This window comes from Flavobacterium sp. AJR, assembly GCF_002156885.1.
Classification (GTDB): Bacteria; Bacteroidota; Bacteroidia; order Flavobacteriales; family Flavobacteriaceae; genus Flavobacterium.
The window spans coordinates 1-2,870 of the sequence record NZ_NCWQ01000170.1 but is presented as its reverse complement, the minus strand read 5'-3'; the positions used below and the strand labels follow the sequence as shown (position 1 = coordinate 2,870).

General features: G+C 35.7%; 1 protein-coding gene. It reads left to right on the top strand.

The genetic code is table 11. The annotated features are described in order from the left end of the window. Positions 1 to 2,573, top strand: a 2,573-nt coding sequence (locus tag B8T70_RS23290) for a T9SS sorting signal type C domain-containing protein (RefSeq protein WP_086896414.1), incomplete at its 5' end; no start/stop codon positions are given. Between the last annotated feature and the right edge of the window lie 297 nt (positions 2,574 to 2,870).

Genomic DNA, 2,870 nt, shown 5'->3' with positions numbered 1-2,870 from the left:
CAGCGGGTACAATTGCAGGTACTTATACAGGCACACTAACCGTAAAAACTGCAGGGGGTTGTGTTAGTAGTCCTGCCTCAACTTTTACAGTAACAGTAAATCCGACTCCAACAATAACATTAGCAGCATCGGCAGCAACAGTTTGTTCAAGCGCTAGTGCTCAAAATACCACATTAAGTTATAGCGCTACAACAAATACTCCCACAACATATAGTATTACTTGGAATGCATCACCCGCAAATACTTTTGCAGCAGTTACAGATGCTTCTTTACCAGCGAGTCCAATTACGATTGTTGTTCCAGGAGGCACAATTGCAGGTACTTATACAGGCACACTAACCGTAAAAACAGCAGTAGGTTGTGTTAGTAGTTCCGCTTCAACTTTTACAGTAACTGTAAATGCGACGCCAACAATAACATTAGCGGGATCGGCAGCAACAGTTTGTTCAAGCGCTAGCGCCCAAAATACTACATTAAGCTATAGCGGAATAACAAATACTCCAACAACGTATAGTATTGTTTGGAATGGATCTCCCACAAATACTTTTGCAGCAATTACAGATGCTTCTTTACCAGCGAGTCCAATTACGATTGTTGTTCCAGGAGGTACAATTGCGGGTATTTATACAGGAACATTAACGGTGAAAACTGCAGCAGGTTGTGTTAGTAGCCCCACTTCAACTTTTACGGTAGCGGTAAATGCGACGCCAACACCTCCGGTTATTGGAGTTATTACGCCACCAACATGTGCAGTTTCTACAGGAAGTGTTGCTTTAAGTGGACTACCTTCTGGGAACTGGTCAATAGTAACGAACCCTGTTACAGTTACGACTTCTGGTTCAGGAACAAGTACTCTTATTAGTAATCTTGTACCAAATACATATACTTTTATAGTAAGTAACTTAACAACAAGTTGTACTTCTGCAGCATCTCTTACAACTATAGTTCCTACTTTGGTTACTAATAGTTGGAGCGGTTCCGGATGGTCTAGTGGTATACCAACGGCAAATCAAAATATTATTTTCTCAGCAGATTATATTTCTGCAACAGGACAAGCAGGTGATTTAACTGCTTGTTCTTGCCAGGTGAATTTGACAGCTAAAGTTACAATTAAGGCGGGAGCAACTTTAGCTATTACTAATTCGGTTACAGTAGCTTCTACGGCTAGTTTAAAATTTGAGGATAAAGCGAGTTTATTTCAGGTAAATGATAATGCAGTTAATAGCGGTAAAATTATCTATGAACGTATTTCTGCACAGATGAAAGATCAGGATTACGTTTATTGGTCATCACCAGTATTTGGACAAAAATTTAGTACATTGTCATTAGGAACTAAATCATGTTTTGCTTTTAATATTGCGACAAATAGTTGGATATATGCAGATGATAATATGGAAATTTGTAGGGGATACACTATAAAAGCACGTAATGCTGGTCCATTTCCTTATGATCAAAAAGTAGCTTTTGAAGGGACTCCTAATAATGGGTCACTTACTCTTGGTACACCAACTAAATTTGATGAGTATATTTTGGTAGGGAATCCATATCCTTCGGCTTTATTTGCGGATGATTTTTTAAGAGGAAATTCTACTATTTTAGAAGGGACTTTATATTTCTGGACTCATATTACCCCACTTGGACTTCAAGGTGGTAAATTGGATTATGCATCTGAAGATTATGCAACATATAATTTTACTGGTGGAGTTACTCATGGTCAAGGAACTGGTTCGGATTCAGGAAGTGTTCCGCCATTAGGATATATTGCGGCAGGGCAGTCCTTTTTTGTTAATGCAAAAATTGGAGGTGCACAAGTAACTTTCAATAATAGTATGCGTGCTTCTGGACAAAACGGACAATTTTACAGACCTGGCAAAACTAGAAAAGCAACTGCTATAGAAAAAAATCGAGTGTGGTTAAATCTCACCAATAAAGAGGGTGCATTTAAGCAAATATTGGTGGGTTATATCGAAGGAGCAACAGATGATTATGAAAGTATGTTTGACGGAATTTCTCTAAACGGAAATACTTTTATTAATTTTTACAGTGTTCTTAAAGATAAAAAACTCAGTATTCAGGGACGTGCCATACCATTTAAAGAAACCGATTTGGTGTACTTAGGATATAGTTCAGAAATAGCTGGAGATTTTACGATTGAGATAGATGATGCAGATGGTTTATTAGTAGATCATGCTATTTATCTTGAGGATAAAGTTACAGGTATTATACAGGATTTGCGTCAAAAAGGATATACGTTTACCACAGCCAAAACTGATGGTGTTGATAATCGATTTGTGTTGCGATATACTAATAAAACTTTAGGTACAGGAGAGTTTGAAGCAACAGAAGAGGTAGTTAGAATAGCTGTTGAAAATAAAGAGATTCAAATCAATACACTTAATCAAACTATAGATGCCGTATATGTTTACGATACATCGGGCAAACTACTTTATCAGAAAGATAAAATAGGAAATCCTAAATTGAGAATAGAAAACTTAAAATTAAGTAATCAGGTTTTAATTGTAAAAGTTGTTCTTGATAATAAACATACCGAAACCAAGAAAGTGATTTACTAAATAAAACTTAGATTAAACTTTAAAAACCATTTCGCAAAACGGAATGGTTTTTTGTTTTTTAACAAATTTATTTAGGATGAAGAGAAAAATCAAATGGATTTAGTTTCTAGTTTAATACTTAAATACCATCAAGTTAACAAAAAGTAAGTATTTACGTCGTTAATATGCGTTTTGTCTTAATAAAGATGCAGTTCAACGGGTATTTAAGTAAAATAGCGAAAACGTATTTTCCAAAAAAAAAAATCTTGTGAGAGGTTTTTTTTTGTGCTTTATTTGGTGCGCATTAACAAAAAACAA